Raw genomic sequence first — 6,055 nt, forward strand, 5'->3', positions numbered from 1 at the left:
TAAGGACCTCTAAATCTCCATAACTATGGGATACCCCGATAACGTCAAGCGCTTCGTCACCCATCTGGCGTTTAGCTTTAAAAACGATACTCGGATCACGTCTGCTAGATGGCTTAATGTCATCGATGACCAATTTGTCCAGTTGTTTTTGACGTGAAGTGGCTTGTTTGGCTTTTGAAGCATTCGCCGAGAATCGGCGCACGAACGCTTCAAGCTGCTCTTTTTCTTTGAGCTTCTTGTCCCGCTCTAATTGTGCTTGGTTCGCCATAACCGTCGATGCCAAATACCAGTCATCATACGTCCCTGTGAACTCACGAATTTTTTGGAAATCGACGTCGAGAATATTCGTTACGACGGCATTGAGAAAGTGGCGGTCATGTGAGATAACAACCATTGTCCCCTCATGGCGTTGAAGTTCATGCTCCAACCATCCGATCGTATCGATATCGAGGTTGTTGGTAGGCTCATCGAGAAACAAAACATCCGGTTTCGGATACAGCACTTGAGCCAAAAGAACTTTAAATTTATCCGACGAAGGGAGACTTGACATCAAATCGTGATGATGTTCTGCCGCAATCCCCACGTTTTCGAGAATTTTTGCGATTTGTACATCGTATTCGTAGGTCGGATCTTCTTCACAGCAGATCATTTCGAGTTCAGCAAGACGATCATTGACTTTATCATCTTCGAAATCACCCGTCGCATAAAGATGTTCCTTTTCTTTTATCGCGTCATAAAGACGTTTGTTTCCCCACAAGACCGCATCAGCAATCGTGAACTCTTCAAACGCAAACTGATTTTGTCCTAAAACGCCCACTTTGAGACCCGGCTCGATGGAGATGTCCCCCTCGTACTCTTTGATCTCGCCGCTGAGAATTTTCAAAAAGGTGGTTTTTCCCGCACCGTTTGCACCAATAAGCCCGTAGCGTTTGTTACGGTCGAGTTTGAGATTGATCCCTTCAAATAAAATCCGGCTGCCGAAGCGCATTGTTAATTTTGTGACTTGTACCATATTAATACTCTTTGCTGTTTAAAAATTACGCGATTATATCTCAATTCAAATTATGCGACGATAAGTCCATCGGAAAGGAAAACTTAAAGCATTAAGATTTATAATAGAATAATACACTTTTTTTTAGGCTTGTTATGTTTACCGAAGCTCCGTTGCTTGACGTTTTAAATTATCTTCCCGATGGGATTATTATTGTTGATGAGCGAGGAGTAATCCTTTTCGCGAACGAATCCTTTTCCGATATGCTCGGTTATGAAAACAGCATGCTCACGGGTCTAAATATCCTAACCGTTTTAGCAGATATCGATATTTTCCAAAAATGCATTGCTACGGTGATGAAAGAGGGAAAATCACTCGATGCCCAAACCGATTTTCTCCATCACAACGGCCATATCGTTCAAACCACAAAAAGCGTGCGGATGATACGGCTTGACGGGAACGTCCGTTTTTTCGTCAATATCCGAAATCTCACCGAGCTCAATCAACTAAACAGAGAACTCTTGCGCTCTAAAGAGCTTGTTGAACTCCAAGCCCATGAGCTCTCAAAACTTCTGAATAGAAAAAATCAGGAGCTCGAAGAGATCCTCGGCAGTATTGACGAAGTGATCTGGTATATTCACAGCCAAAATCTAACCCTCTCTTACGTCAATGATGCGATTAATGATATTTTCGGCATTCCCAAAGAGGATTTTTTAACCGATCCTACGCTTTGGCAACAGCATATTCATCCGCAAGACCGTGATTTAGTAGAAATATTTTTTAAAACCTTACCGCAGGGACACTCACAAACGATACGATTCAGGATCATCCGCCAAAACGGAGAAACACGCTGGCTCGATAGTCGTATTCATCACCATCCTAAACTCAATATATTTATCGGCATTACAAGTGATATTACGGCACCTAAGACCCAAAGCGAAGAGATTGCATTCTTGGCCCATCACGATCCTCTTACACTTCTACCCAACCGTACCAAATTAAAATATCAGCTCAATAGCCGGCTTGAACACTCTGAGGATTCACCGTTTGCATTGATGCTCTTGGATTTGGATAATTTTAAAAATATCAATGACACCATGGGGCATAAAGTCGGGGATGACATTCTCATCGAAGTAAGCAGACGACTCCAAAATACGATTGACACCTACGATTTTTGCGCCCGTTTCGGCGGCGATGAATTTATTATCATTCTTCATAATGCCGATTCGACTCGAATCGATACCGTCGCAAAACAAATCGTCCAAATTTTCAAAGAGCCATTCGCTATCAACGGCGCCGATTTCTTTCTCTCCTCTTCTATCGGAATCACCCTTTATCCGCAAGATGCAAGCAATGAAGAGGATTTAATCAAACATGCCGACACAGCTATGTATAACGCAAAACACAAAGGTAAAAATCGATTTGTTTATTACCATACGTCGATGCAAGAAGCACTTTACGATGTTTTACATATTGAATCACTGATTCGTGACGGCCTGAAACAAAACCTGTTTGAGCTCTATTTTCAACCGCTCATCAATTCTAAAACACTTCGAATCGAAGGATATGAAGCCCTCCTTCGATTTCCCCATCCGACTGAGGGATTTATCTCACCGGAGGTGTTTATCCCGATTGCCGAAAACACCGGCGATATTCATCTCATTTCACATGAAGTGCTCTCTCAGGCGTGTGACTTTATCGAAACACTCCGTATGCAATGGGATGATCCTTTTTTTGTAGCCATTAACGTTTCCGCGAAACAATTCCATCGCGAAGCTTTTGCTAGAGAGCTTTTAGAGTATCTTGCACAACGATCCATTCCCACATCGTTTTTAAAAATTGAAGTAACCGAAAGCACTCTTATGGAAAATATCTCAACCATCACGCACCAGCTCCATGAACTCAAGGGAGGTGGAATTCGGATATCTTTAGATGATTTCGGTACAGGCTATTCCTCTTTTTCTTATCTTGCACAGCTCCCTATAGATACGCTCAAAATCGACAAATCGTTCATTCTTCCTCTGTTTAATGGAGATTCTAACCGCCATATTGTCACAATGATCGCCAATCTTGCCCATGTTTTAGGAATGAGTGTCACTGCAGAAGGGGTAGAAGAGAGCCGTCACTACGATTTTCTCATTGAGAATAAAATTGATACGCTTCAAGGCTACTATCTCTGCCGCCCCCTTACAAAAGAACAAATTCTTGCCAAATTACAAGAAGAAGCTCCTTATTTCGAACCTAAAAGTACGGTGGGATATTCGATCTAAGGCTATATCAATACCAATCAAAAAGTTATCTTTTGTAAGGTTTTGGCATACTTTCGGATTAATTATAAATATACAATTATTTTTAATATTCCCATAAGATTGGAATAGATACAATGGTCGCAAGGATTATGCAGGTTATAGTTCGATTTTTCCACGGAGCACAATGTGACACAAATTTATGTCGGGAATATTCCCTACGGCAAAAACGAAAACGATTTGAAAGATCTTTTCGGACAATACGGTGAAGTTAGTTCAGTTAAATTCGTAAACGATAAAGAAACGGGACGTTTCCGCGGCTTTGGTTTCGTTGAAATGGCAAACAAAGATGAAGCTGAAAAAGCAATCACTGCTCTTGAGGGTAATGATTTCGGTGGACGTACACTTCGTGTAAATGAAGCACGCCCACGTGCTCCACGCCCTCCGCGCGATCGCTGGTAATTTTACAACGGGAGGCCCTTTTCAAGGGTCTCCAATCTTTCATAAATTTCTCTTTCATCTGCTTTAACTATAATTTTCTATACAAAGAAGTTACCTATGACGTATACATTGACCGAACCTTTTATCGAACTGCATAAACTCATTAAGCTCCTCGATCTCGTCGATACCGGCGGACAAGCCAAAATGTTGATTGACAATGGTCATGTTTACCGTAACGGACAAATCGAAACCCGAAAACGGGCAAAAATCACCAAAGGGGAAAAGATTATCATCGGAGACGTGATCATCGAGGTCATCTAATCCATTGTTATTTAATAGAGTTTTCACTATAATTCCTGATCTTATTTAGCGGCTTTACGCAAGGTTCAAAAAACGTATGAAAAACACAAAAATGATGCTTATCGGTTTTGTCAGTGCGGTGGCGATTAGCGTCGCCCTTTCTACATCGCTGTTAGCAAAAAACAACACTCCTGAGCCAACCGAAGCTTCGGTCGAAGCGTCGCGTCTTCAATCGTTAGCCAAATTTACCAAAGTCCTTGGAATCGTCGAACAATACAACGTGGACGGCCTTACCGTCGATCAACTGATCGACAAAGCGTTGCAGGGGATGCTCTCGAACCTCGATGCCCACTCGACCTACATGGACAAAAAAAGCTACGACAGCTTAAAATCCCAAACTGACGGTGAATTCGGCGGGCTTGGAATAACGGTAGGGATGCGGGACAACGCTCTCACCGTTATCGCTCCGATCGAAGGGACACCTGCCGATAAAGCCGGTATTAAAGCGGGGGATATTATCCTCAAAATCAATGACAAATCGACCCTGAGCATGACGATCGACGATGCGGTGGGAATCATGCGCGGAACGCCAAAAACTCCGATTGACCTTACCATTGTCCGAAAAGGGGTTGCCGATCCGATCAAAATGCACATTATTCGTGAAATCATTACAGTTGAATCGGTTTATACCCGCACCATCGGCAAAGATATCCTCTACATCCGCATTACCAGTTTCGATAAAAAAGTAGCGGCCGATGTTAAAAAAGCGATCAAAAAGTACGGAGATAAAAGCAAAGGGATCATTCTCGACCTGCGTAACAATCCCGGAGGGTTGCTTGATCAAGCGGTTGAGTTGACTGATCTGTTTGTCGATGAAGGGGTAATCGTCTCTCAAAAAGGGCGTAACAAAACCGATGATGTCACCTACAAAGCGACCAAAAGCGCTACCATCACCCATCTCCCTCTCGTTGTTTTGGTCAACGAAGGTTCCGCCAGTGCGTCTGAAATCGTCAGCGGTGCTCTCCAAGATTTAAAACGGGCCGTCATCGTAGGGGAAAAAACGTTCGGTAAAGGATCGGTTCAAGTGGTTATGCCGATCACCGAAACAGAAGGGATCAAACTCACCGTTGCCCGCTACTATCTCCCAAGCGGACGCACCATTCAAGCCGTAGGGGTTACTCCGGACATCGAAGTCGCTTCCGGCGAGATCAAAAACCACGATAAATCGTTCAACATCAAAGAGGCCGATCTCAAAGAACACCTCACCTCAGAACTTGAAAAAGAGAATCCTGGAATGGTTGACGTCACCGAAGTCAACACAACCAACAAAACAACCATTACCCCTCAACAGATGATCAAAGATATTCAGCTCAAAGAGGCCGTCGACATCATCAAAGCTTTAATCATAGTCAAAGGAAAATAACCATGGAAAAACGTGATCTCATCTACGAAGGAAAAGCGAAACGCCTCTTTAGTACCGATGATCCTAATTTAGTTATTGCAGAGTTTAAAGATGACCTTACCGCTTTCAACGGCGCTAAAAAAGACAATGAATCGGGTAAAGGGGCATTGAATAACAAAATCTCTACGGAACTGTTTAAAATGCTTGCAAACCGCGGCGTTGAGTCTCACTTTGTCGAAATGCTCGATGATACCCATATGCTGTGCAAAAAAGTCGATATCATCCTCATCGAAGTGATCGTCCGCAACATCGCTACCGGAAGTTTGAGTAAAAATCTCGGTATCCCCGATGGAAAAATACTTCCGTTCACCTTGGTCGAATTCGATTACAAAAACGATGCCCTCGGAGATCCGAAACTTAACGATCAGCACTGTTTGATTTTGGAGCTTGTACGCAATGAAGCCGAGCTTGATCAGCTTCGAGCTATGGCACGCGAAGTGAACTCGATTTTACGCCCGTACTTCCACGAAAAAGGGCTTAATCTTGTCGATTTCAAACTTGAGTTCGGACGCGATAAAGACGGAAAAATCATCCTTGCTGACGAGATCAGTCCGGACAATTGCCGTTTTTGGGATTTAGCAACCGGTGAAAAAATGGATAAAGACCGTTTTCGTC

The 6,055-nt window shown here is 43.1% G+C and carries 6 protein-coding genes; 5 read left to right on the forward strand and 1 reads right to left on the reverse strand.

The features are described 5' to 3' along the window. Positions 1-1,012, reverse strand: a 1,012-nt coding sequence (locus JHC35_RS00375) for an ATP-binding cassette domain-containing protein (protein WP_295041343.1), incomplete at its 3' end; no start/stop codon positions are given. A gap of 134 nt (positions 1,013-1,146) precedes the next feature. Here JHC35_RS00375 and JHC35_RS00380 point away from each other — a divergent pair. From JHC35_RS00380 to purC, 5 genes are all read left to right on the forward strand, one after another. After that, positions 1,147-3,261 carry an EAL domain-containing protein gene (locus JHC35_RS00380; RefSeq protein ID WP_295041345.1) on the forward strand — a complete coding sequence of 705 codons (2,115 nt, stop codon included), beginning with the start codon at positions 1,147-1,149 and terminating at the stop codon, positions 3,259-3,261. A 165-nt stretch (positions 3,262-3,426) separates the two neighbouring features. After that, positions 3,427-3,699 (forward strand): RNA-binding protein, encoded by a 273-nt coding sequence (locus tag JHC35_RS00385; RefSeq protein ID WP_294918015.1) that lies wholly within the window; start codon positions 3,427-3,429, stop codon positions 3,697-3,699. A 96-nt stretch (positions 3,700-3,795) separates the two neighbouring features. After that, the gene (locus JHC35_RS00390; protein WP_295041347.1) at positions 3,796-3,999 is read left to right on the forward strand and encodes an RNA-binding S4 domain-containing protein; all 204 of its coding nucleotides are present in this window, start codon (positions 3,796-3,798) and stop codon (positions 3,997-3,999) included. A gap of 76 nt (positions 4,000-4,075) precedes the next feature. Then, positions 4,076-5,401, forward strand: coding sequence for a S41 family peptidase (locus JHC35_RS00395; RefSeq protein ID WP_295041349.1), 1,326 nt, complete (start codon positions 4,076-4,078; stop codon positions 5,399-5,401). Between the two features lie 2 nt (positions 5,402-5,403). Next, on the forward strand, positions 5,404-6,055 hold a 652-nt coding region (purC, locus tag JHC35_RS00400; RefSeq protein WP_295041351.1), incomplete at its 3' end, for a phosphoribosylaminoimidazolesuccinocarboxamide synthase.

Origin of the sequence: Sulfuricurvum sp., from assembly GCF_022759005.1 — a bacterium.
In the GTDB taxonomy this organism is placed as follows: Bacteria; Campylobacterota; Campylobacteria; order Campylobacterales; family Sulfurimonadaceae; genus Sulfuricurvum.

Bases quoted from the DNA above. Each gene is read 5' to 3' on its own strand.
- JHC35_RS00395 (WP_295041349.1), top strand. From the start codon at position 4,076: ATGAAAAACACAAAAATGATGCTTATCGGTTTTGTCAGTGCGGTGGCG.
- JHC35_RS00380 (WP_295041345.1), top strand. From the start codon at position 1,147: ATGTTTACCGAAGCTCCGTTGCTTGACGTTTTAAATTATCTTCCCGAT.
- JHC35_RS00390 (WP_295041347.1), top strand. From the start codon at position 3,796: ATGACGTATACATTGACCGAACCTTTTATCGAACTGCATAAACTCATT.